Annotated in this window: 20 protein-coding genes, 2 pseudogenes and 1 riboswitch; of the genes and pseudogenes, 12 read left to right on the top strand and 10 right to left on the bottom strand. The window is 50.7% G+C overall.

Translation table 11 applies throughout. The features are described 5' to 3' along the window. The first annotated feature begins 9 nt into the window (after positions 1–9). The 3 genes and pseudogenes from FFI90_RS14755 to FFI90_RS14745 form a co-directional block, all read left to right on the top strand. Complete coding sequence (locus FFI90_RS14755) at positions 10–603, top strand: hypothetical protein (RefSeq protein ID WP_144778848.1); 594 nt, start codon at positions 10–12, stop codon at positions 601–603. Between the two features lie 34 nt (positions 604–637). After that, positions 638–1,756 carry a helix-turn-helix domain-containing protein gene (locus FFI90_RS14750; RefSeq protein ID WP_144778846.1) on the top strand — a complete coding sequence of 373 codons (1,119 nt, stop codon included), beginning with the start codon at positions 638–640 and terminating at the stop codon, positions 1,754–1,756. 242 nt (positions 1,757–1,998) lie between these two features. Further along, positions 1,999–2,259 (top strand): annotated as a pseudogene (locus tag FFI90_RS14745) (transposase domain-containing protein); the annotation flags it as partial. On the opposite strand, the gene FFI90_RS14740 reads toward FFI90_RS14745, so the two are convergent. Further along, positions 2,225–3,529, bottom strand: a complete 1,305-nt coding sequence (locus tag FFI90_RS14740; protein WP_144778844.1) for an MFS transporter — start codon at positions 3,527–3,529, stop codon at positions 2,225–2,227. The pseudogene FFI90_RS14745 and the gene FFI90_RS14740 overlap by 35 nt on opposite strands. A 13-nt stretch (positions 3,530–3,542) precedes the next feature. Next, positions 3,543–3,821 (bottom strand): metal-sensing transcriptional repressor, encoded by a 279-nt coding sequence (locus tag FFI90_RS14735; RefSeq protein WP_144778842.1) that lies wholly within the window; start codon positions 3,819–3,821, stop codon positions 3,543–3,545. A gap of 81 nt (positions 3,822–3,902) precedes the next feature. On the opposite strand from FFI90_RS14735, the gene FFI90_RS14730 reads away from it, so the two are divergent. The 5 genes from FFI90_RS14730 to mntP all read left to right on the top strand — a co-directional run bounded on the left by FFI90_RS14730 (position 3,903) and on the right by mntP (position 7,621). Continuing rightward, a complete protein-coding gene (locus FFI90_RS14730; protein ID WP_144778840.1) occupies positions 3,903–4,265 on the top strand; it encodes a hypothetical protein in 363 nt (120 codons plus the stop codon). 46 nt (positions 4,266–4,311) lie between these two features. Further along, positions 4,312–5,046 carry a HupE/UreJ family protein gene (locus FFI90_RS14725; RefSeq protein WP_144778838.1) on the top strand — a complete coding sequence of 245 codons (735 nt, stop codon included), beginning with the start codon at positions 4,312–4,314 and terminating at the stop codon, positions 5,044–5,046. Between the two features lie 16 nt (positions 5,047–5,062). Continuing rightward, complete coding sequence (locus FFI90_RS14720; RefSeq protein WP_144778836.1) at positions 5,063–5,740, top strand: hypothetical protein; 678 nt, start codon at positions 5,063–5,065, stop codon at positions 5,738–5,740. A gap of 155 nt (positions 5,741–5,895) precedes the next feature. Continuing rightward, complete coding sequence (dmeF, locus tag FFI90_RS14715) at positions 5,896–6,834, top strand: CDF family Co(II)/Ni(II) efflux transporter DmeF (protein ID WP_144778834.1); 939 nt, start codon at positions 5,896–5,898, stop codon at positions 6,832–6,834. A 52-nt stretch (positions 6,835–6,886) separates the two neighbouring features. After that, positions 6,887–7,057, top strand: a riboswitch (yybP-ykoY riboswitch). A 6-nt stretch (positions 7,058–7,063) separates the two neighbouring features. Then, complete coding sequence (gene mntP / locus FFI90_RS14710) at positions 7,064–7,621, top strand: manganese efflux pump MntP (RefSeq protein WP_144778832.1); 558 nt, start codon at positions 7,064–7,066, stop codon at positions 7,619–7,621. A 213-nt stretch (positions 7,622–7,834) separates the two neighbouring features. Here mntP and FFI90_RS20355 read toward each other — a convergent pair. After that, positions 7,835–7,966 (bottom strand): annotated as a pseudogene (locus tag FFI90_RS20355) (IS3 family transposase); the annotation flags it as partial. Positions 7,967–8,191: 225 nt separating this feature from the next. Here FFI90_RS20355 and FFI90_RS14705 point away from each other — a divergent pair. Beyond that, on the top strand, positions 8,192–8,860 hold the full coding sequence (locus tag FFI90_RS14705) for a response regulator transcription factor (RefSeq protein WP_144778830.1): 669 nt from the start codon (positions 8,192–8,194) through the stop codon (positions 8,858–8,860). Positions 8,861–8,923: 63 nt separating this feature from the next. Here FFI90_RS14705 and FFI90_RS14700 read toward each other — a convergent pair whose 3' ends face one another. Continuing rightward, a complete protein-coding gene (locus tag FFI90_RS14700) occupies positions 8,924–9,151 on the bottom strand; it encodes a hypothetical protein (RefSeq protein WP_144778828.1) in 228 nt (75 codons plus the stop codon). A gap of 289 nt (positions 9,152–9,440) precedes the next feature. Here FFI90_RS14700 and FFI90_RS14695 point away from each other — a divergent pair, with 289 nt between their 5' ends. Further along, a complete protein-coding gene (locus tag FFI90_RS14695; RefSeq protein WP_144778826.1) occupies positions 9,441–10,763 on the top strand; it encodes a sensor histidine kinase in 1,323 nt (440 codons plus the stop codon). Positions 10,764–10,854: 91 nt separating this feature from the next. Here FFI90_RS14695 and FFI90_RS14690 read toward each other — a convergent pair whose 3' ends face one another. From FFI90_RS14690 to FFI90_RS14675, 4 genes are all read right to left on the bottom strand, one after another. After that, positions 10,855–14,052: an efflux RND transporter permease subunit gene (locus FFI90_RS14690; RefSeq protein ID WP_144778824.1), complete on the bottom strand. Its 3,198-nt coding sequence runs from the start codon at positions 14,050–14,052 to the stop codon at positions 10,855–10,857. A gap of 14 nt (positions 14,053–14,066) precedes the next feature. Further along, positions 14,067–15,317: an efflux RND transporter periplasmic adaptor subunit gene (locus FFI90_RS14685; RefSeq protein ID WP_144778822.1), complete on the bottom strand. Its 1,251-nt coding sequence runs from the start codon at positions 15,315–15,317 to the stop codon at positions 14,067–14,069. 24 nt (positions 15,318–15,341) lie between these two features. Further along, positions 15,342–16,559: a TolC family protein gene (locus tag FFI90_RS14680; protein WP_144778820.1), complete on the bottom strand. Its 1,218-nt coding sequence runs from the start codon at positions 16,557–16,559 to the stop codon at positions 15,342–15,344. A 1,080-nt stretch (positions 16,560–17,639) separates the two neighbouring features. Next, entirely contained in the window at positions 17,640–18,821 is a 1,182-nt protein-coding gene (locus FFI90_RS14675; RefSeq protein ID WP_144778818.1) for a hypothetical protein, read from the bottom strand. A 407-nt stretch (positions 18,822–19,228) separates the two neighbouring features. Here FFI90_RS14675 and FFI90_RS14670 point away from each other — a divergent pair, with 407 nt between their 5' ends. Together FFI90_RS14670 and FFI90_RS14665 are read left to right on the top strand one after the other, a co-directional pair. Next, complete coding sequence (locus FFI90_RS14670) at positions 19,229–19,525, top strand: hypothetical protein (RefSeq protein WP_144778816.1); 297 nt, start codon at positions 19,229–19,231, stop codon at positions 19,523–19,525. A 248-nt stretch (positions 19,526–19,773) separates the two neighbouring features. Further along, positions 19,774–21,009, top strand: coding sequence for an ATP-binding protein (locus FFI90_RS14665; protein WP_246123591.1), 1,236 nt, complete (start codon positions 19,774–19,776; stop codon positions 21,007–21,009). Between the two features lie 30 nt (positions 21,010–21,039). Here FFI90_RS14665 and FFI90_RS14660 read toward each other — a convergent pair whose 3' ends face one another. After that, a complete protein-coding gene (locus FFI90_RS14660; protein WP_144778812.1) occupies positions 21,040–22,575 on the bottom strand; it encodes a hypothetical protein in 1,536 nt (511 codons plus the stop codon). 72 nt (positions 22,576–22,647) lie between these two features. Next, positions 22,648–24,054 (bottom strand): hypothetical protein, encoded by a 1,407-nt coding sequence (locus FFI90_RS14655; protein ID WP_144778810.1) that lies wholly within the window; start codon positions 24,052–24,054, stop codon positions 22,648–22,650. Positions 24,055–24,193: the final 139 nt, after the last annotated feature.

Raw genomic sequence — 24,193 nt, 5'->3', positions numbered from 1 at the left:
TAGACGATTATGACACTCCCCCTCCCATCGACGTTTTATCCCGAGCTCACCAATGATCGATTGACTGATATTGCAAACGAATTGCTGGACCTCAGGCATGAAACTTTGAGCGCATTAAGTTCGGAGTGGGATGACGCTTACACCAAGGAATCTGCAGTGTTCGGTCGATGTCGTAATCGCCTCATGGGCTTGTGTAAGGAGCGTGACTGGCTGAGCGTTAGCCATGCTGGCATGGATGTCACGCTTTGCATCGGGAAAAAAGTACCTTTCAGATTTTTCAGAGACGACCCGGACAATCCCAGAAAGCGAGGATTCTTCAAACAGAACAGGACCGATGACCTCTTCCCTATAGACATGGTTACTCCAGTAATGTGGCGTTTTATCATTGAGCGCGCAATGACGGAAGAGGATGAGGATAGGGTGTACTTCGCAGGCTTTAATGAACTGCAGGACAAGGTGTCGCTCTGGGAACACAAGCCTGGCGTCAGTAGCCCCTATGCGGTGGGCGATGCAGTGCCAAAATCGAAACAGCTCCCGCCAGCGGCCGTACATTTAAGGGGCGGCAAAGATGCTGTCGATACACACACAAAGATCACTCCCTGATCAGTCTCAGGCTGGACAACGTGAGTAAGCTAGCATGACCACAGAGTTCGAAGGAGCCGCCCTGAGGTTAGCCCGCATTTTTTGCGGGCTTTCGCTTGAAGAGGTGGCGGAAAAGGTCGAAAAGTCTCGCCAATACCTACACAAACTGGAAACGGGGCAAAGTAATCCCACACCAGAGCTTTCAGCTGAGCTCGCTGAAGCACTCAATGTTGAGGTTGGTTTTTTTTCAAACCGAAAGTTGCAGCTGCATGAGGATCAGTTTCATTTCCGTAGTTTGATGACTACCAAGAGCAGTGTCAGGCAAATAGCGGTAGCAAGGGGCGAAATGGTCAACAAGCTCATTCATGTGCTGGAAGACTACTTAAAGCTCCCAGCGATGAACATCCCCTGCTACGACCATGTGACCAGCGTGAACGATATCGAGGCAATTGCCGAGTCATGTCGCAAACATTGGGACCTTGGCTTAGGGCCAATCGATAACATGACACGGCTTGCCGAGAACGTCGGCGCCGTTGTCACCACGTTTGCGGGAGTATCAAAGCACATTGACGCCCTATCTGTGGCGGTCGAGAGACCGTTTATAGTGCGAAACACCGCTAAGACTGATACCTGCAGGCAGCGCTTTGATATTGCGCATGAGCTGGGTCATTTAGTGATGCATGAGGGCGTTGTTACAGGTGACAGGACTACGGAAAGCCAAGCCAACCGTTTTGCCAGTGCTTTCCTATTGCCGCGAACCATGATGGCCAAATTGTTCCCACGCCCCAGAGGAAATCGACTTAATTGGATTGGTATCCGCGAATTCAAGCAAACCTGGAAGGTGAGCAAAGCGGCCATTCTTTACAGAGCACGGCAGTTGGATCTCTTAACCGAGCAGCAATACAAAACCGGTGTAATTACACTCCGCAAATATGGTGAGGGCAGCGGGGAAAAAGACGATTATTTAATCGACAAGGAGCCGCCTGAACTGCTAGCCACTGCAATACAGGCTCTATCTGAAAATCATTCAATTGGGATAGATGAGCTGGCACAAATGCTCAAAGTAAAAAGGTCGTTCCTGGGGGAAGTAACAGGACTGGATTCACAGCTACTCGGCCAAATAGACGTCCAGCTGCGAAATAAACCTCAACCACCGAAACTAACGCTTGTATAAATATTCTGGTGTTAACCTCAAACGATGGACAGAAGGGATACGCCTTTCTGCCCATCAATAAATCAGAAGCAGCACTCAACGAGTCGCCCCTTACCAAAAGCCCCTCCGCCAACGGGTGTTTCTAGCCGTATCAAAGTCCTCGCCGGGCATTACCAACTGATGCCGGGCTCGCAACTGTGCTTTGAGCTCAAGATTCCCGACAGAAAAGCCACTTCTTCTTGTTGTGGAAACACTTGCATAACCGTAATAACTGGCTGTTCGCTGGCTCACTTAAAAGTGGCCAACGTACGGCTGCGGTGATGACTCTGATCCAGCCTGCCAAGCTGAGTGGACACGAGCCGTATGCTTATCTGAAGGGTGTGCTGACAAGACTGCCGACGCAAAAGAGCAGCGCCATTGATAGGCTATTACCTCATAACTGGAAGTCGACTATATCACTGGTAAGGGTTGATGGTGGTGTAAACAGCGTTAGTCCGGCCATTTCGAGTGCAGACTGTCGATAATGTAAGGGTGGACATGCTCACGGCCAGACGTTGCGGTGTGCGGGTGGTTATCGGGCAGATCATCATGTGAATGAAGAAGCTCTGTTGAATCAACAGAAGGCCAAAGCCTGATAGCTGGGATCAGTGCAATCAACGCAAGGCTGGCCAGCATAACCAGAGTAATCTGCATTCCAGCGACCGATCCGACCCAACCGGCCAACGGGTACGCAACCAGCCAGCCTGCATGGGACAAAGAGAACTGTACGGCAAAGAGCGCGGGTCGATCTTCTCCATGGGATGATCGTGTGAGTAGCCTGCCAACAGGGGTTTGTGCAGTAGAAAAACCAACACCAAGCCATGCCCATACCGGCAGCAGCCAGCCTAGCCTGTCTACAGGTATTGCAAGGACCAGCCCGGAAATGAGGATGCCCGCCCCCGTTAGCATGACACGACGATCTTGCCACCGTTTCAGCAAAGCCGGTAAGGCGAATGCGGCCAGCATCGATCCTCCGCCAAAAGCCGCAAAAGCCATCGCCGTGTGCCGGTCGGTCAAGCCAAACTGGCCCTGGACCAACACCACTGTGTTCACAATCACCATTGAACCGGCCAAGCTGACAACAAGGTTCAATGCCATCAATCCCAGCAACCGAGGCGTTGCTAAAAAGATCTTGAAACCGCGCCCGGCACGTTCATAGATCCCACGGGGCTTCTCTGTTTTAGCAGTCGACGGCAACGCCACAGAAACCACCAGCAGCGCCGACGCAATGAAACCAATGACCGTTCCTGAAAACAGTCCCTGCCAACTTGTGGCGAGCAGTATCACCGCAGCCAGCGCTGGGCTGACCAGGTTTTCCATATCGTATGCGAGGCGAGAAAGGGAGAGGGCCCGAGTGTAATCGTCCTCATCCGGAAGGGTATCCGGAATGGCGGACTGAAACGTGGGTGTGAACGCAGCTGAGGCGGATTGGAGTACGGCGATTAGCACATACACCTCCCAGATTTCGGTAACGAAAGGCAACGCTAGTGCAATTAAGGCGCGCACGACATCAAGTGACACCAACAGCATCCGGCGGGAAACGCTCTCCGCGAACGCCGAGGCTAGTGGTGCGATCAGCACATAGGCGGTCATCTTGATCGCCATCGCAGTGCCCAATATCTGACCGGCTTCGTCGCCCGCCAAATCAAACGCCAGGAGGCTGAGCGCAACGGTTGCTAAGCCGGTTCCCAGCAGAGCAACTACCTGAGCGAAGAACAGGTGCCGGTACGTTCTGTGTTTCAGAATATCAAGCATGGCTCAGCAACATTCAAAGGTAATGGGCAATGGCTTTGAACTCATCAATACGCTTTTTTTGATCGGGCTCTAGTGGACCAATCGCATCGTCAAGACAGTGTTCGATGTGATCTTGGACCAACACCCGCTTTGCCTGTTGAATGGCCTTTTCCACAGCATGAAGCTGTTGCGCCAGTTCCAGGCAGGATCGCCCAGCATCCATCATCTCTATCACGCTGCCCAAGTGACCTTGAGCCCGCTTCAGGCGTTTGATGATCTGCGGATGTGAGTGGTGCTTGTGATCATTTCCCATTTTTAATTCCTATCCCCCCTAGGGGGATGATATTCTCTATCACCGAATTAATCCAACAGCCAGATTAACAAGCCCGCACTTATGATTATGGCCACCTATCATAAAAAACTGACTCCGTTTCTTGCCCTGCTGCTTGCTCTGGCTGGCATGACGTTCTCAGTAATCGGTGGGGCGTCATCTCATGGTGTCGCAGAGCTGAGTGGCTTTGTGTCGGAGAATCAAAATGATTATTCGCACAGCCACAATGATTTAGACGAGAAGTCCGACATTCATCAGCACCACGACGCTGGAAATCACAGCCACGAATCCGTGGATCATCCGGCGATCCGCTCCATCTCAGATTGTTCGATCTCACTCCGGCAGCCTATTCCGTGCGCCGGAGATTCTCCCCGCAGCTTTCGTTACCGGCTCGACCGCCCTCCAAAAGACTCTCTGATTGTTTAAGCCTTGCTGCACCGCAGCTTTTTAAACGAAAACAATTGGAGTCGTTATGTTGTCAACTTTGCTTGACGGCCATTGGCGTGCGCACACAGCCGCCGGCGGTCGCCGTCTGATCTGGATATTCCTGACACTCGGTTTGCTCGGAATGAGCGCCGATGTGCTGGCTCATGCCATTGCCCAGGGAGACAAGGGCTACATCCAGGAAATAACTGGGGTAAACCTCATTGCGTTTATCTACCTTGGGGCCAAGCATATGGTCACCGGTTATGACCACCTGCTGTTTCTTCTGGGGGTCATCTTCTTCCTTTATCGCATGCAGCACATCGCAATCTACGTAAGCCTGTTTGCGCTGGGGCATTCCACCACCATGCTGCTGGGTGTCTACTTTAACGTCGGCATCAACAGCTACATCATCGACGCCATCATTGGGCTGTCGGTGGTTTACAAGGCACTGGATAACGTGGGCGCCTATCAGCGCTGGTTCGGCTTCCAGCCCAACACCAAGGCTGCCACGCTGATCTTCGGCTTCTTTCACGGTTTTGGTCTGTCCACGAAGATCATTGAGTACGACATCTCCCCGGATGGACTGATACCGAACCTGCTCGCGTTCAACGTGGGTGTGGAAATCGGCCAGCTTCTGGCCTTGGCGATGATCCTTATCGTCATGAGCTACTGGCGTAAAACCGATGGCTTTTTCCGCCATGCTTATACCGCCAATATCGCCATGATGAGTGCCGGCTTCCTGCTCATTGGCTTTCAGCTAACCGGCTATTTCATTGCTTAATTCTGGAGACTTTTTTATGTACAACACCGATATGCCCACACGTAACGAATTACCCAGCTCCGCGCAGTTGGTTCGCTCCACCATCATCGCAGCCATCGTAGCACTGGTGCTGCTCGTAACCGTGGTGATGCCCTCCGAATACGCCCTGGATCCTACAGGCGCTGGCCGCCTGCTTGGTTTGACGGCAATGGGTGAAATCAAGGTACAACTCGTGGAAGAAGCAGCCGCCGACGAAGCCGCCCAGATGGTGTCTGTGCAATCCTCCAGCGAGGAGAGCGCAGCACAGCCTGCTGAAACAGCACCCCAGGCAGCCACACCACCTGAACTTGCAGCCGAGCCAAAAGCGGAGGAGCCTGTCCAGGCACCCGCCGCCGAACCCGAATGGCAAGACGAGGTGCGCGTCACCCTTACGCCTGGTGAAGGCACAGAGTTCAAGCTCACTATGCAGGAAGGGGCCGTAGCGCGTTTCTCCTGGGAAACTGAAGGCGGCCCCGTCAACTTCGACACCCACGGTGATGGCGGTGGGCAGTCCATCTCCTATGAAAAAGGTCGTGGTGTGCCGGAAGATGAAGGCGAACTGGAAGCTGCGTTCACTGGAAATCACGGCTGGTTTTTCCGTAACCGGAACGACAACGACGTCACGCTGGTGCTTCGCACCGAGGGTGACTATGGCGAAATGAAGAGAGCGATGTGATGGAAGTCGCCTGAATAATAACTGCCAGGATCGGGCCTATCGACTTTAGATAGGCCCGATCGGGTGGCGGGCTACGACTCAGACTATAAATATCAATCTGGCTACCCTCTGATACCTCAGAGGGTTTTATTCTCTCCAACCCAGGAACGCTTAAAATGCACCGTCATAATCTCGATCAGTGGCAACACGATCACGTTTTCGGTCAAGACCAAAAGCGCTCCGGAGAAACTCGCACTCTCATCGTCGTCGGTCTAACTGTAACAATGATGGTTTGGGAGATTCTGGCCGGTATTATCTATGGCTCGATGGCTTTGTTGGCCGATGGGCTACATATGGGGTCCCATGCGGTCGCATTGGGCATTGCTGCATTCGCGTATGCCTACGCACGCAAAAACGCAGGCAATAGGCAGTTCTCGTTTGGTACAGGCAAGGTGAATGCGCTGGGCGGGTTTACTGGAGCCGTCCTGTTAGCCGGTTTCGCGCTCTATATTGCGATTGAAAGCATTGGACGCATTATTAATCCGGTCATCATATCCTTTGATGCAGCAATCTTTGTCGCGGTGATTGGTCTGGTGGTCAATGGCGTCTCGGCCTGGTTACTCGGTGGAGGGGATCACGACCATGGACACAGTCATGATCACCATCATCACGGGCACCACGATCATAATCGCCGGGCCGCCTATTTTCACGTTCTCGCCGATGCCTTGACCTCAGTGTTGGCGATTGTGGCTCTGTTAGCAGGTAAATATGCAGGCTGGAACTGGTTGGATCCGTTCATGGGGCTCGTGGGCGCTGCATTGATCACCCGCTGGTCATGGCTTCTGCTCAAGGAGACTTCCAGCGTGTTGCTCGACCAGCAGCGCAGCGATCTGGAAGAAAGTGTCAAAACCGCTATTGAGGACGACGATACACGAATTAGCGATCTTCACCTTTGGAGCATCGGCCCCAACATCTATGCAGCTATTGTTTCTGTTGTTTCGTACGAACCGGAGTCGCCTGATTTTTACAGACAACGAATTCAGGCTCGCTGCCACACCTTGATGCATATAACCGTGGAGCCACAGCGATATACTGTGGAGTCTGACCCTAAGTAAGCAGAAACAAAGCCTAATCTTGGTTTGTGGCTCCTGAGAATGACTGCTAAGCTAGCGTTTCTTTGGGGAGTAGCCTGCTTCCGGTAGTCGGAAGAGTTCGTATCAACATACCTGGCCACATGCCATGGTACGGACACCTCTCGGTTGGCGAGACCATCGATATATTCATGCCTGAGGTCGGGCGTGTGGATATATCGTGGACTCAACATGCCCGACCGGAGATATCTACTTGAACCCAATTGCCCTCATTCTGCTTGCCTTTGCCATGTCTACAGATGCCTTTGCAGCTGCGATCGGCAAGGGCGCAAGCCTCAAAAACCCCCGCCTTCCCGACGCGCTGAGAATCGGGCTAATCTTCGGATCAATTGAAGCAATAACCCCTCTGATAGGTTGGTTAATCGGTAAGTCGGCATCGTCGTACGTAGAGGCCTGGGACCACTGGATAGCCTTCTCCCTATTGGTAATTCTCGGGGCACACATGATTTACGAAGGCCTGAAACCCGGTGCGGAAGATATGGAGAAACCTTCCAGACAGTCCTTCCTGAAGCTTTCTCTGACCGCAATTGGCACCAGCATTGATGCCATGGCAGTAGGCGTGGGCCTGGCGTTTATAGACGTAAACATCTGGATTGCCGCTGGTCTGATTGGTTTGGCGACAACGTTTATGGTGACACTGGGCGTGATGGTAGGGAGGGTTGTGGGTTCCGTGTTGGGACACAGAGCGGAAATCTTTGGTGGTGTTACGCTCATCGGTGTCGGCGTGTGGATATTATCGAGCCACCTTTAGCGCCCACAAACTGAGAGCTACCATGCTTTAATAGCAGGGTAGCTCTCAGCACAGTGTAAACTGCCTTTAATGGGTGTTGCTTCAAGACGCAGTAAACTACAACAACCTGAATTCATACTGAAAACGGAAGTCGTAAACTGGCATTTGAATAGAATTAATTTGGCGACTGGTCGGCACAGCTCAGTTCTCTGCCGACTAGCCTTCCGAGGAGTGTGTCTGCTCCGAGAGCTGGCGCTTGAGCCGGACGTTTTCAGTGGCCAACTCGGCTTCACGGCCTGAAACATGGGCCTTTTTCCTGGCGGCAGACCGCCAGCCATAGATCTGCGACTCGTGCAGCCTCAGCCTTGAACTCGTCGGAGTAGCGGTTGCGTTGTTACTTGGTCATCACGATCAGCGGCAGAAGACCAATCTACCTTAAACCTGTCCTAACATTAACGTCTTTTTCAAGCTAGATTCAGCTTCGTCTGTTGTTATAGCGGGTCGCTTGAAGCCCAATCTCTGAGCTATTTTTAGTTTGCACTCAAGATGGGTGACGGCCAAATTTTTTAACATCCAGAACGGCGCCTATAGATGAAAGTTCTAATTGTCGAGGATAACGCGGTACTCGCAGAAAAAATCTCTGGTTGGCTTGCGAAGGAAAACTTTACGGTAGATGTGGCCCGAAACGGCAAAGAGGCCAGTTTTTTTGTAGAGACAAGCAGTTACCAAGCAATCATACTCGATGTCGGACTGCCCGACGAGAACGGACTTTCTTTGATGCGGAAGTGGAGAAGCAATGGCAAGGATGAGGCTATCCTGATTCTAACGGCCAGGTCCAACTGGACAGAGAGAGTTGAAGGTTTGAATGCCGGGGCGGATGATTATCTTCCCAAGCCGTTCGAATTTGATGAACTGAAAGCTCGACTTAGCGCCATAATAAGAAGAAAAGACGGGCGAACAACCAATAAAATAGCTGTTGATGGGTTTCTTCTCAATTCAACCTACAGAACGCTAACAACTCCCGATCATAAAGAGTTCAGGCTAACCGCAACAGAGTACCGCCTTTTACAATGCTTCCTTCGATCCCCTGACAGAGTCTTCTCCCAGGATGACCTTGTTGAATCGCTTTACAATATTGAGAGGTGCCCAACTAGAAATGTCGTGCAAGTATATGTAACAAGACTTAGGAAGATACTTGGAAAAGAAAGGATAAAGACATTGAGAGGGCAAGGTTACTTTTTTGCGAGAAATCCTCACTAGCAAATGCATACCGCGAGTCACGTCAGCAACTCCAACCTGACTCGCATAGAAGACCAAAAATCACTATTTTTTCAAGAAATCGGCAACTAGCTCCTTGATCATTCGATGCTCTTCCTTCAATTTTTTGACAGTCTCGCTCTCTTCAAAACGATAACCGGAGGAGCGTTCATCAATACTCTTATTGGGATAGCTTCTTGCCTCGTTATATCTATCTGCTTGGCCCCCTGCGAGGGCTATGGAAGCCCCGCTTCCCAGAAAAGTTGCTATTAAAATTACAGACACTTTCTTCATAAACAGCTCCGGTATGTATTCCAGGTTAACCAACGAAATTCGATCACCTTTCACATTCAGTAGAACATCGAAACCTTAAACAAATTTGAAAATGGACGTAATTTATAGGTATTCAACTGCCTGAAAACCATGAGACTGCGCCCTACCTGTCTACCTATGAACAAGGGCAGGAACCCTTCAGGCTGACGTGGGTTGCGACACCCATCAATCCCATCTATGCTTTCGAGTTCAGACGCCTCTCTAGCCTTCAGCTAGCACCTCTTCCGCTTAATCGACCATAACTAACATCATGACAACGCAGAAAAGCATCCGAAAAACGGCACTCCAATATGGCATCATTTTCAGCCTCTTGTATTTTCTGCTTATTTTCTTCTCACACACTTATGTAATAGAGCAGCTATCGAACGAATCCAGAAAACATCGCCTTGACAAAGAGGTGGAGAGTTTACAGGCCATCATTGAAAACGAAGCGCCGGCGCCAGACGAGATCAGCAGCATGATTTATCGATTCCAACTGCTGCTGGAACACGCCCTCATCGTCGAAATGAAAGACGGAAGCATCATTGCCAGTAGCAACATAGATCAAACAAAGTTGCGCATGGTTTCAGAAAAACCTGCAGGTTTTGTAGAAATACCCCCGGGTGCAGATGGCCTTCTTGGGTTAAAACGGGATGTCAGAATTGATAGCCCACTTTCTTCAATCACCATCCTAGAAATGGAAAGTGGACTTGCTGAGCGATCCGTTTGGGCTCACCTGACTTTGCTCGCTGCCTCCGCATTATTACTCGTTGTTCTCATGGCCCTGGTAGGTGCCACCACTTACCTGGCATTGAAACCAATCGGGCACATCAAGGACGACATGAGGCGACTGCAATCTGGCAAACAACGTCGTTTGAATCCTAACGCACCAGAGGAATTCAGTCCGCTGATCAAGCAGTTCAACAACTTACTTGAACTCGCAAGTCGCCGCCTTGACCGCCATCGCCGCGTCAACTCTGATCTTTCTCACATGGTAAAGACCTCAATTTCTGCCAACCTCGCGATATTGTCGGACACTGATTCACTACCTCCGTCCCGCGACGACATAGAGTTCATGATCTCCAACTTAAGGGATCTAAGCCGGTCCCTGAACTACCGAATGAGCAAGGCTGATATATCCGGCAGACAGATGGGACAGACATGTTTGCCGATTGAAATAGCGGACAATGTAATTTCTGTCATGGAAAAAATCTTTCCCGACAGGAGTTTTCGCATTAAAACTTCCTTGCCGAATGAATTCAGTTGGCCCATGGAACGTCAGGACCTATCAGAGTTACTCGGTAACCTGCTCGAAAACGGCGGGAAGTGGAGTCAGACCGCGGTTGACGTTTCAATTAGCCAGACCGCTTCCGGGCTAACGATAAAAGTGGCTGACGACGGCCCCGGAATTTCTCCAGAAGCGGCCTCAAAAGTGGTGGATAGAGGTTCCCGACTTGATGAAACAGTTCCTGGGTTTGGATTGGGATTGTCCATCGTGTCCGAAATTCTAGAAGACAATTTCGGACAGATGGACATTGGATCTTCAGAAACAGGGGGCGCCAGAATCACAGTCATGCTTCCTTTCCCAGAGTAAAGCACAACAGTAGTTAGTTTGCCGTCCCGGCTATAGCGGCGGAATTACCCTGTCCTGCTTGTGACAGCAACTATGCATTTCCGCCTCCCTTCTACCGTTGCATATCGCCGAGTTTAGCTCTTGAGAACCGTGTGAATAGAACCGGTAAAACAAACAGCGTCAGGAAAGTTGCAGTCACAAGACCACCGACAATTACACTGGCCAGGGGCTTCTGGATTTCGGCCCCCACACCCGTCGACAATAGCATGGGTATCAAGCCGAGAGCCGAGGTGATCGCTGTCATCAAGACAGGACGCAAACGAGAAACGGCACCTTCAAACACCGCGATATCCACATTTACCCCATCCTGTATTCGTTGGTTAATGCTTTCGACCATAACAACCCCATTGAGCACCGCCACACCAAATAGCGTGATGAAGCCAACCGAGCTGGGTACCGAAAGGTACTGGCCGGAGACCCAGAGTGAAAAGACCCCGCCAATAACAGCAAGCGGCACGTTGACAAGGATTAACAGCGCCTGGCCAACCGAACTGAAAGCAAAGTACAGCAACAATGCAACCAGGCCCAGGGAGACAGGAACCACAATTGTTAACCGCTTCTGAGCTCGCTGCTGATTTTCAAACTGGCCACCGATATCGACTGAATACCCAGGGGGCAGATCGACTTCTGACGCAATAACATCCTGTATATCGGCAACCACGCTACCCATGTCACGACCCTGGACATTGGACTGAATGACCACACGGCGCTGCACATCATCACGGCGCACCTGAGGAGGGCCCGACTGTATTGAGACATCGGCAACATCGCCGAGTCTGACCCACGCGCCAGATGGTGCCTGTAACCGGAGATCGGCAATGGCATCCCTATCTTCCCGGAAACGCTTGGCGAGGCGCACATAAATATCGTACCGCTCATTGCCATTTATGATCTGGCCCGCAGCAGCGCCACCCAGACCATCCCGGACAACGCTCATCACATCAGCCACTGCAAGACCATAGCGGGAGAGTGCCTGACGATCTGGCTGGACTACCAATTGTGCCTCACCAGCAATCTGCTCCATGGCCACGTCTCGGGTACCCTGAACCGTTCGCACCGCTGCCTCAATCTGTTGGCCTTTCGCCGCCAGTACGTCAAGATCCGGGCCAAAGAGTTTAATGGCCAGCTGCGCGCGGACACCCGACAACAATTCATCAACGCGGGTCGCGATAGGCTGAGAAAAGTTAAACAGCAGTCCTGGGTGCTGTTCGAGTTTCTCCTCAAACAGCGCCTGCAGTTCATAGCGATTACTGGCGCTGGTCCACTCTGATGTTGGTTTGAGGCCAATGTAAATCTCAACATTATTCACTGGCTCCGGATCGCCGCCTATTTCCGCTCGACCAGCCCGGGACAGAGCGTAGGTTACCTCTGGAAACTCCATTAACATGGCTTCCAACTTTGGTGCAACTTCAAGAGCCGTATCAAGGCTTGATGAGGGGGCCAGCGTCACTCGGACGTTAATAGTTCCCTCTTCCAACTCAGGGACAAACTCAGTACCAAGCCTAGGTACAACCAGTGCCGCTAGCACCACGAGAACGGCCGCTGCGCTGACAACTATACGGGTATGGTTTAGCGACCAGTTGAGGCCCTTGCGATAGAGCTTTTCCAGAGGTTTTACCACGAAACTTTCCCGTTCCCGGATGCCCTTCCGGAACACAAAAGACGCCAACGCGGGCACAATCACCAGTGCCACAATCACAGCGGACACGATGGCTAGCATTATGCTAATTGCCATAGGCTGGAAGAGCTTGGCCTCTACTCCTTCAAAGCTGAATAGCGGCATGAAAACGACCAAGATAATCGCTGTAGCAAAAAAGATTGGTCTCGCTACTTCGCGCCCCGCTTCCTGGAGTCGAAGCGCAATACCATGATCATCGTGGGATGCATCCAATGGGTCAGAATCGTTTTCAAGCAATTCCTCCCGGTGGGCATCGTGCTCTGCATCAGGGTGCGTCAGATGCTTGAACATATTCTCGACCATAACAACGGAACCATCCACTAGCATGCCAATTGCTACGGCAATTCCTCCAAGAGACATCAGATTAGCAGAGAGACCGAGCCAGGCCATGATCATCAAAGCGATACCAATGGAGATAGGTATCGAGAGTAACACCAACATAGTTGCTCGGAGGTTCATCAAGAAAAGCGCAAGTATCACTGCGATAAACACAAAAGCCAGCAACAATGCATTAGTTACCGTTTCTACCGCCTTGGTCACCAGATCCGCCTGATTGTAGTAGGGTTCAAAATGAACTCCCTCAGGCAGAGCTTGGTTTATGCGATCAATACGAGCTTCAATCCCGTCGATAGTCGCTTTAGTGTTGGCCCCCATTCGTTTAAGCACAATTCCGGAAACGACTTCACCCAGTTGTTCCACTTGGCCGTTTTCGTCCTTACGGGTCATAGTAACGGCGCCTTGGCGAATTTCAGTGCCAAGTTCCACCTGGGCTACATCATCCACCGTCACAGTGATGCCACCACTGGTTTTAACGGGTACCTGACCGATCTGTTCCAGACCTTGCTCGCCATTGCCTAACCAGCCCATACCGCGAATAACCAACTGTTCCTGTCCGCGGCCCATGTACCAGCCCCCAACATTGGAATTGTTGCTCTCCAGGGCTTCCATGACGTCGCTCTGTGATAAATCATAGGACAGCATTCGCGCCGGATTCACGTTCACCTGGTACTGACGGACTTCACCACCAAAAGACAGAATCTCGGTGATGCCCTCCGTTGGTATCAATAACAGTTTGACTAACCAATCGTGCAGGCTGCGCAATTCCATCGCGTCGTAACCCGAATCCCGATCCGCTATCAGCAGATATTGGTACACTTGGCCAAGACCAGATGTATTCGGCCCCATTCCAGGCACCCCGACACCATCCGGAATGAGTTCACTGGCGGCCTGTAATCGTTCGAACACCAGTTGGCGCGCGAAATAGATATCGGTGCCCTCTTTAAACACCACCGTGACGCCGGACAACCCGGTTTTGGAAATGGATCGCACTTCCTCAACATCGGGCAACGCGTACATCACTGCTTCAATGGGATAGGTAATCAGCTGCTCGACTTCCTCAGCCGCAAGCCCCGGCGCCTCCGTATTGACAGCAACCTGAACATTTGTAACATCGGGGAAAGCATCAAGATTCAGTTTTGGTATCTGAAATGCGGCTGTAGCGATCAACACCGCAAGGGCAATAAGAACAAGCAGGCGGTTCTGAACCGCCCAATCGACAACTCGGTTGAACATAATGGCTCCTGAGGTCAGTGGTTATGTGGATCAAAGCCGCCTTTTGCAATCTCAGAAGCCACGAAGAATGCCCCCTGAAAAACGATTCGTTTGCCTGGAGTCAGGCCGGAAACTTCACGGAGCCCGCCAATTGAGCGGCCCAACTCCACCTCCACTGGTTCATACTCCCCTTCGCTTTCCTCCACAAAGACCGTCCAGTCGCCATCGGCTCCCCGCATCAACGCACTCTCCGGTACCGCAAGCACCGACTCCGTAGTCTGAAATCGGAAATACACATCTGCAAACATCCCGGGATGAAATCGATCCTCCGGATTGTCCAGTTCGAGTCTGACAATCCGCGTACGGGTCACAGGATCGATGGTGTGGGCTTCCTGGGACACAGTTGCCGTAGCAACACGACCAGCTGCTCTGATTTCTGCTTCCGACCCCTGCTCAAGAACGATGTCGGAGTTTGCTGGTAAGTGAGCCTCTACCCAAAGCTCGTTTTCATCTGCAAGAGTGACCAGCGGCTGGCCAGCCTCGACTCTTTGTCCCTGTTCAAAATCATCAGTCAGCACGGCACCATCCACACGGGCCCTGAGCGTATATTCCCCCAGGCTTCCCATGCCGCGGGCTTTCAACGCAGCAATATCAGCAGCGTTTAGTCCGTAGGCAAGCAGAGTTGCCCTGGCAGCTTCAATATTGGCTTTCGCTGTATTGAACCGCTGATCACCAACCACCGAACGACCCAGCTCGCTGATTCGCTCCCACTCTGGGTAGGCCTTTCTATAATCAGCCTGCGCCTGTGCAACAGTCTCACTAAATAGGGTCACTAGCGACTGGCCCTTGGTTACGTGCTCACCCAATTCCACGTGACGGCGCAACACCACTGACGCAACCCGAGGAGACACGTGATAGCTGGTATAACCGTTAGTAAGTAGCTCGCCGGGTGCATATACTTCGTAATCGATCCGGCGACTCTCTAGGGAGTCCACCTCAATGCCTGCAACTTTTTTCTGCTTTACATTGATGCTTGCCGCAGTGGTTTCTTCATGCCCACGATTACTCTCCTCTTCTCGACCGTGACCATCTTCCCCTTCATGGTCACGGTCGTTAGCATGTCCATCCTCTTGCTTGTCTTCTTGGCCAGCGTCTTCTTGGTGGTCGTCACGAGCGGCGGCATGCTCGTGGTCTTTCTCGTTAAGAGTATCTTCCTCGGCCAGCGCAAATTGAGGGGTGGTCACAGACAGCGACAATACAAATACAGAAATCAGAGTTTTTCTCATGATAGATATCCAGTTTCCAGAACATTAACGGAATGGGGTGGCCAGTTCACCGGACTGGCGCAAGAGTTCGATCAGGCCCAACTGCGCCCGTTTCTCCAGCTCTATGCCTGTTTTCAGGCTCTCCCCCCGCTGGCCCAAAGCCAGAAGATATTCGGACGTGGAGATGTCACCGAGCCGCCACTGCTGCTCTAGCAAATCAGCACTTCTTTCCACTCGCCCCCGGGATAGCTCTTTCCATCGGTTGAGTTGCTGGTCGTATCTTTTCCAAGCAGCGCGGTCTCCCGCCAGCTCATATTGCTGTTTCCGATAGAGCGCCTGAAAACGGGCTTCAGCCTCCAATGCGCGTCGATTGGCGGCTCTGGTTTCGGCGCTGTAATTGTTGCGCACATTCAGAGGGATCGAGAAAGTAAGCCCCACCACATTCTCACCTCCATCACGCCCTCCGTTCAGCCCGACCGTGGGCGACGCTGTTGCCCTGCGCCGGGCAACCTCCGCCTCAGCCCGCAGGACCTGCCATTGGGCTCGGGCAGAAGCTATTGCCGGGTGTGCCAGCAAATCAGTATCACCAACCTCGGATTCGAGCTCTGCCCAAAACGATTCTGGAATCCCGCCATTTCGTGGCCCCCAGTCTGACAAAAGCTCCCTGACCCGGGCTTCCGCCTGATCAACAATAGCCTTCGCTTGGGTCACTTCACTCAGCTGCTGGGAGAGGCTTAAAAACAGTAACTCTGCGTCGGCACGACCCAGGTCGCCGGCCTGCTGGCGTTGCTCAACCAGGTCCAGCAAAGCATTCAGCCGCTGCCGTTGAGATTCGGCAATTTCCTCATCAAGCTTGCTGGCACGCCACTCGACGAGCGCCAATAATGATTCTGACGTTTGCGCCAAAACTGCCTCACTCAAGGCTGCTTGAGCGGAAAGCCGTATAAGCTTTCCTTTCTCCTTTAGCGCACCCTGTTGATCAGACCAGTCAATCGTTTGTGAAAACCCTGCCTCAAAATTGTTTTCACTGCCCGTCCTGTTGGCTCCTACTGACAGCTCCGGGTTGTACAGCGGTTGTTCGCTTGCCTCAGCATCCGCTTTCCGGGCTGCTGACTGCTCTGTCGCCGCCAGCACATCCGGGTGCTTGCTGATCTGGCCAGAGAACCAATTCGCCCAATTAGCGGTCTCCGCTTGAGCGAAAAGAGGAGTGCATAATAATATTGAACACAGAAACGCCCGAGGCGAGTGCTTGTTTGCCTTCATCGTACTTCTCCCGAAGCGATTAATAGCCGTAAAATCATAGGCACGGTGCGCCCATGAGGAGGTAGGAAGAGGTCAGGATAATAAGTGCAAACTTTGAAATGAGTTTGAATTCAGATCGGAATTCCGAAAAATTTACGAAGATAGCTTCGGGGCGAGTATTAGAGGAACTCAGTCAGCAAGGGGGTGGATTGATGGCAGGGCGGGAGACAATTTATAATCTGTGGCAAAGAGAAAAACACAATTACTGAGCGGCTCTATATGATTCTGAATGACCTCTACCGCAATGACGCGGAAACTGTTCAAAGATTTTCAATATTTCAGCCCCCAGCTCGGGAAGGCAATCTGCACAACCGGGCAGAGAATAAGCGCGATTGCCAGCCCATCGATTCGGCACGCGCTATAGCGCTATAGGTAGTGCCGATTGTAAAGCGGATATCAACCGGTCCGCCAAAGACGGGTTGTGCCCGAACAGTGGGTCGCGCCATTATGCTGGAATATGTCAGCAACATCTGCCCCTTACTCAGTGGCCTTACCTTTGTGCTGGACAGCGTCACGGGGCAAAGAAAGTACCGAGTCAAGAAAGGATTGACCTCGTTTGGCCAGACGAATCATAGTGACGAGGTATGTTGCATACGCTCACCATCGTGGCTGTATATCGGCAAGCCCCATACACCAAACCTACCGATTGCCTTGCATCACCTTTGATTGAAGCCCGAGAAACCCTGTGAAACCGCCAGGTGCAAGGTCTCGACGTGTGGTCGCGATAGCGCTGGTTAACATTTTCCATAAGGACTTGTGGTGAGTGAGTATCACTCAGCGGCTACGAGCAGGTCTGTACCTATGTGATCGACGAGACTACTGACCAGGAAGCTGTGCTGCGCAGTCACATGCTTTGGACAGAAGGAAGATCCAACGACAGGTAACGCTGCCCCGGCGTTAGAGACGTCACTGGATCGAACCAGCGGCATAGATTTGAAAAACGTATTGTCTCTTGAGCAACGGCTTTAGGACTTAACTGCCGGGCCGGACTAAATTACAACTCCGGTCCGGCAGTTAAAACTCATCTCTCTGACAAGGGGGTTAAAAGTTATACTGTGCAGCGAAAAGAAGGCGGCTGGCGTCCCCATCGTCGCCGTCGACCTCATCAACCATGTAATACCCGTATTCAACGCCCATGGTCACACTCTTAACAGGTGTCCATTGGTAGTTGATCAGTACACTGGTATTTTTTTCATGCTTGTCGCTAATCGTAGCGGCGCCGAGATCGGCAAGAGCGTCGTCCCAGTCCACATTGGTCATACCTGCGCCGCCATTGATGGAACGACCACCACCGAGGTCATAGCTCATACCGATCGTTGCTCCGTAGCCGCTGATAAGCTCGAGGCTACCCGACGAATCAACGTACCCGTCCTCAGCACCATAGTTTTCACCCGAGCGGTAAAGGTTAGTGTTCGAGCCGTTGGTATAATTAATAACTGCATTCAGGTTCAATGCGCCTGTTACGTTGAGTGTGACCGCACCAAATGCGCCGTAGGCTATGGCGCTGTCGTCCTGAGTGCCGTTATCATAACCAAGCTGTCTCAGAAACCCTGCTGTTGAGTATGAGAGGGCTCCTACGGAGTCCTCCAGGCGAACTGATACCAAGGGTAGGCTCTCTTTCTCACTGCCACCGCCTGCACCGTTGATCAGACCGTTATAGCTGAGCGGCTCTTCCAGTGAAACCGATAACGGCCCAGTAGTGTATCTTACCTGAGCAGTACGGAATTGATTGCCAGCATTGCCCGGGAGACCATCAAAATCGATCGTGGGCGTATAACCAACAAAACTGGTGTAGTTAGACCAGTTTTGGCCCGCTAGGACCCCCTTATATTCGCCATAAGCGTGGCGGAGTCGGAATCCATTTCCATTGGTTTCAAAGTCACCCTCAACCTTCACTTTAAGGCCTGATGGATGAGTGGTTAACACGCCAATTCGGCTCTGGAAAGCGTCGGCACCAAAGTTGCCACCAGCTTCGTTCGCCTCATCACTTCCCGTGTTTATTTGACTGAAGTCGCCGGTACGAGCACCCAGAGCAATTTCTTCGTCTATATCGTAGCTCGCGTTCAGTCGCGCATATCCATATATTTCAACCGAAAAATTTTCGAGTTCTGACATGTCGTCAGCATTGCCCACAATTTTCATCGCGCTAGCAGGTCCGGCAATACCCAAAATCAACAGGGATGTCACCGTTTGGATGGAGGTTCCTAACTTTGATCTTTTCATTTATTGTCTCCAAATTTTCGTTAGACTTTTTATTAGATAATCAGTCACATACTGTCTACTGTGCGAAGCTTGTTGATCAGCACAGCACTGAGTCGAAAGTCACCTAACAGGTAGCTGGCATTGGCATGCCATCCCCTGAAACGTTCCGGATAACGTCTCTGCCCGGTGATCGCTTCGTTGATCTGGCACTCTCTACCATATCAACGCATCATTAATAGCAAATGAACTTGAAACGAAATTGAAAAATGCCGTTTCATACTTTTGTGTCAACGTTTCCTATCGAGCCCACCCCTCCTAGTTTTGGTAAATCTTTCTGTTCGGTCATGTTCTTAATTTCATTTTTTCAAACTGAGTTAAAGTTCATCTGCTTACATAGCGCTAAGTTCATTAAACTTAAAGGTGGCGTTATGAGAAAAAACCTACTGCTCGCATCAATTGTAATAACCTTGGTTTCCGGCAATCTCAATGCCTCTGAGGGAAACGACAGTACACTGGCAAAAAAAGCACTGACAGATCACAACATTCAGGACATGAAGAGACAACATCGAGCAATGACACAAGGAGCCCTTTCTGAATTAGGAATGGAAGCCCGCCGGAAATTGATACTTTCTAAGAAAGATGAGGTTTTTCATGGGATGATTAAATCTGGCGATATTGTCCTATCAAAAACAGACAACTTTTCAGCAGGCCAGATAAATCACTAGAAAAAATAAATTAGCGTTCATGAGCTAAAAATACATTATTATCGATAAATAGTTTTTAAAATTCCGCTGCATTGTGAATGGTCTCCACCATTCCTTTTTTCCGCACTAATTCGTTAGTGCGGCTTTTTTAATCCAACTTTAAAAACCACTTCCCTTAACCATTAATTTAGAAGAAAATGCCCAGAAACCAATCATCTATAAAGCGAAAACTTTTTAAGTTCCTGACACTAACCGGGCTCATTTTTTCTGTGCTAATATTCACCTCACACACTTTTCTAATTGACTATATCCATGATGAGCTTCACAGGGAGCAGCTACAGTCCGCGGCCAACCGGCTTTCAGAAAAACTAAAAATAAATAAAAAAAACCTTAAAAAATCTACTGTCAGCAACCATGCTTTATCGCAATATTCCGCTCATATTGAAGATAGCCAAGGCAGATCTTCCACAAGCGAAGATATCAAACCAAGCATAGAACTCATAAAAAAATTCAGAAAACCTGGAATTTTTCACATACCCGATAACGGTCTATCCACGCTTGGTTACAACAAGATATTTGATAGCGATAACAGCCAATTTAACGTTACTATCATTGAGAGGGACTCTTATTCCCCAAACACTCTTGACAAGCTCCACGTCCTGATATGGACGATCTCTTTTACAATTTTGATTACCATCATCATCATAATTTTCATTGGGATCACTATCGCTCTAAAGCCACTAAAAAGAATGAGCGCACAACTGTCTGCTCTAAAAAAAGGGACTCGAAAAAGGCTGGATGAGAACGTGCCTGAAGAATTCAACGAACTGGTAAAACATCTTAATCGGTTGCTCGAGTCCTATGACAAAAAACTGAATCGCTCACGCCACCTTGCGGCGGATGTCTCTCATAGCTTGAAAACTCCGATCGCTGTCATGAACTCTGTCGTCAGCAACGACGCTATTCCTACAGCAATCATTAATCAGCTGAAGAATCAACTGTCTGAAATGCACGAACTGATCGACACTCAAATGAGAAAAACCGAAATGTCCGGTCAGTATATTGGAAAGGCGACACCGATCATTGAGAAGACTCTGGCACTGGTGGACGTAGTCAGTCGAATCTATCCATACAAACAAATCCATCTTCAAGAAGCATTGCCCAGAGAGCTTGTCTGGCCAATTGATGAGCGCGATTTTAATGAGATCTTAGGCAATGTACTTGATAACGCTGGCAAATGGTGTTGTCAGGAAGTCTATTTACACTTGAAGCTTCACGATGACACCTTGACTATTCTTATTGAAGATGACGGCCCAGGAGTAGCTTCACACCAACTTGCCGACCTTACCAAGCGTCAGAAAAGACTGGACGAAAAAACTCCTGGCTATGGCCTTGGGCTATCAATCGTTGACGAAATCGTCAACGATTACGCTGGTGCCATGCATTTTTCAACATCACCCAAAGGTGGTCTTCGGGTTTTAATCGAGCTTCCCAGGAGCATTTGACGACTACATGGGCAGGTTAACCACCTCTAGTCAGTTACCTGCCGGTATAAAAGCGCTATACACCAAGGTCTCAAAGCCGACACCGTCGTTTCGAATAGAACTCTCATCGGACGACATAAAGAACAACCCTGTATTGCCCGAGACTGGGGACACCGGAGCCGACGTTACAAGACTTGTTGACTGCGTTTCTGGAGATTTCCCGGACCTTAGCGTCAACCAATCAACACGCGTATCATAAACGCCTATCATGTTTTCAGCTGCACTGGATTTCTGCGGAATCCCGATGTTAACTCCGTCCTCATCGGAGCGCACGAGCAGGTTCGGTAAAAACAGTGTTTTCCTCGGACTAAACACCAACTCCGGCGACACGTCGTAAGTAATACTCGTGCCTGCAACTCCCTTTCCAGTCTCATAGCCCAGACGGGAGCCCTCAGCGCCAGAGGGGAAAAATGAAACCTCACCCTGAGAGGCTGTCACCATATTCAACGGTTCAGATTTGTTCTGAACAACGGCCCCAGTTACCTGAAATACTGGCGCGTATCTGCTCAGCTTTTCGTAATTGGTCTTTTTAAACCCGTTCGATGAGATTGATATTTCATAAATCTCTGAACCAAACCCCTGTTCGGAGTAGAAAGACTGCCCGAGAATAGTTTCCCGGCGACCGTCAGCATCTAAATCCTGCAACCCCAAAAGCAGGGGGATGAAACCGATGGCTTTGGCCTTCCCATTGTCCAACTGGATCAAAGAGCTTGAAACGCGACGGCCATTCCACTGATTCAAAATGAGGTAATACGAGGTTTCTGAAACGTACCAGTCCATTCGTATGACTTTCTCTCGACGAGGCACCTCAATGGACGTCAGGCTTTGAACGGAACCATCGGAATCAACAAGGAAAAAGCTTAGTTTGTTTCCATGCTCTGCCGCGAAATAATAATTGTTGCCAGAGCGAAACGCAGACAACGATTTTGCGTTGATGGGCAGCCTGACAAAGGGAGAAGCTGAGGAGCCATCTTTTTTAACTGAATCTACCCGACCTTCTTCGGTATCAGTCTGTACAATGCCGATCAACCAGGTGTTATTATAGGTCGCGACGGCTTGACCTCTCCCGGTAACCTGGAAACGCACTAAAGGCACACCCCTCGACGTTTCTGACTCATCCAGCCACAAAAGATCAGGAAATCTGGATTTCAATACCGGCGTTACCGGCCTGGGATCGCCGGCTCTGTCAGTGAACACCGCCGGAATACGGTAAAAGCGTTTCGATACAGCTCCAACAGAGGGCATCGCGCCAAACAGCACCTTCCCCAGCGCCCGACCTTTTTCGACACTTTCGATGCCGATGACCGCAGGTTTTTTTTCCGAGGTGTCTGCATCGCCAGGTTCCTGCAACACAACAAATAAGTCACCTACCTCAACAATGGCATCGTCAACTGTGAGGGAGAGCACTTTTTGATCACGATCTACCTGAGTGACTTCTGCCTTTGCTGGAAGCCCACGCTCAACCCCCTGTACCGCACCAGCTAGTAGCATCATCAGGGACACAAATACTGCAGAACGTGTAATCATAGAAAAGGTCACTCAATACGGATTCATTTCAGAGAACAAGAACGGGGCGGTGCCACCACCACCCCGCCATTGTTAGAACTTATACCTTACCCGACCTGCAACATGGACAATGTCCTGATCGCTTTTGCCGTCCTGCAAGGCAGTTTCCTCCAGCGCATCCATGGCATCGCCTGACGCCAAGTATGCAGCCTCTGCCGACAGTTCCAACGAAGGGTATGGGAAGTAGGAGACCTTGGACCCAAATTCCAGCCCGAGATCTTTTGAGGACGTTCCGCCTGCAAGCGCGACATCCTCAGCCAAGCGGTTGTAGACGATCATTCCGCTAACCGTGATATTGGCAGCCACCTTATGATCGAGCTGCAGCTTGTTCATGAAATACCCCTTGTCCAGGATATAGGGCGTTTCTGCGAAATAGTCATCGCTCGTCATATTTTCCTGAAAAATCATACTGTCGCTGAAGTCTACATCCGTGGCGATGAAGGCGTCGAAATTCCCATCCTGCTCATTGCCATCGCCTGATGCGTAGAGCACGGTGTACGTCAACTGGTTTGGGCCGAACTGCAGCCCGAGCTCTCCTCGCCCGAGAAAAGTCGAAAGGTCGTAGCTCGTATTGGGGTTTGTAGCGCCATTCAGAGGAACGAAATTTACTCCCTCTATTGTGCCGCTTTGGGCAATCGCCGTGCCCTTCAGGAACATGCGGCCCAGCGATGTTTCCTGATCATAATCCAGCTCCAACCCAAGGCTGGAAACGGAATATTTGGAGTTATCCGCAATGCTCTTCAGTTCATATTCCCTGCTATTTACCGTACCTACTCCCTCAGCAATTTGATTGTTCATCTGGTAGAGGTAAAAGAGGCCAGCACTGAGGTTAGGTGAGTAACGCTTATTCAAATTGATCGCGAAGTTGTCCGCTCCATCCCAGCCTTCATCCTGGCCTGAGTCAACGCCGCTCTCATTGGAAGAGTCACCCCGCCCCCATAACAACTGGTAGTCAAAACCGGAATCCAGCGAGCCCTTCCACACTGCGGCTGTAGCGGTTTCGCTCCAGACATGTCGGTTCACTGACACTGGCTGCAAGCCGAGCGATACGTGCTGGTTTAGCGTGTTGGGTACCAAAAAATCCACGTAGGCCCACCGCGTTTCAATGTTGACGCCATCACCGGAATAGTCGCCACCTGAGCCCTCACCATAGCGGATGCCACCAATCTCTGTTGCGAAAACACCAGTAACTTTCTTGTCATCAGAAGTTGCCTTCGCCCAAAACCGGTACTTGACCTCGCCAAAGCTCTCGGTCGGCTCCTCATCTTTCAGCGTACCGCCGCCCGAGTTACCGCCAGCAAACCAATCCCTTTGGTTGGTGTAGGCTTGAAATCGGTTATCCATATCACCATGGAATTCAATTTCCGCAGCCGTTGCGGCCCAACTTCCCGACAATGTCGTTATCCCCGTAATTGCAGTGGCCAGAATGTTGCGTTTCAACTTATTCCCCTTCAGTTTCTTTTTCGACTGTTTGTGTTTTCCGATTCGTCTGGATAGTGGCGTAAATCTTAAAACCAGCTAAGACAACGGACGAAAGGTCAAAAAAAAGGCGGGAATGAAGCATTCCCGCCATTAAGTA

This window comes from Marinobacter maritimus, assembly GCF_007671675.1.
GTDB lineage: Bacteria > Pseudomonadota > Gammaproteobacteria > Pseudomonadales > Oleiphilaceae > Marinobacter > Marinobacter maritimus.
Note: the sequence above shows the minus strand (reverse complement) of the source record. Positions and strands in the feature narration are given on the sequence as shown.